General features: G+C 64.0%; 1 protein-coding gene. It reads right to left on the bottom strand.

Translation table 11 applies throughout. From position 1 onward, the window contains the following. Window positions 1-276: FAD-dependent oxidoreductase (locus tag JK635_RS28095; RefSeq protein ID WP_202653126.1), on the bottom strand; the 276-nt coding region annotated here is incomplete at its 3' end. Between the last annotated feature and the right edge of the window lie 263 nt (window positions 277-539).

Here is a 539-nt window from a genome sequence, read left to right as displayed (position 1 = left end):
CTGCGCCTTGCCGTCTTCCAGGCGCACCAGCTTGCCGCCCCAGGGCGCCACCCAGCCCGCCTTGCGCCAGGCGGCCACCCGCTTCTGAAAGGCGTCGCTCTGGGCCGTGAAATACTGGGCGCCGAAATCCAGGCCGCCGACCTCGGTTTCGCAGGTGCGGGTACGGCCACCCACATCGGGATGCTTTTCATAGATCGTCACGGTATGGCGGGCGGCCAGAAGCTCGCGCGCGCAACTCAAGCCGGCAAGCCCGGCGCCGATGATGGCGATATGCATAAGTCTCCTTGTCTGTTCTGCGGCAAACCGCGACGGCTGTCTTCCTGGCCGCGGCCATAAAAAAAGCCGTTCATGCGGCAAACGCGATGAACGGCTTGGATCTGCATGCGACGGCCTACTCGTCTCCCTCGTTGGGCCAGTCGCGGATATAGGCCTTCAGCATCCGGTTCTCGAAGCTCTGCGCCTCGAACACCGCCTTGGCCACGTCATAGAAGGAGATCACGCCGAGCAGGGTCCTGGCATTCACCACCGGCACATAGCGG

Source organism: Neobacillus paridis (assembly GCF_016765675.1).
In the GTDB taxonomy this organism is placed as follows: Bacteria; Bacillota; Bacilli; order Bacillales; family Cytobacillaceae; genus Neobacillus; species Neobacillus paridis.
The sequence above is the reverse complement of the archived record's forward strand: the minus strand, read 5'-3'. Positions and strand labels throughout refer to the sequence as shown.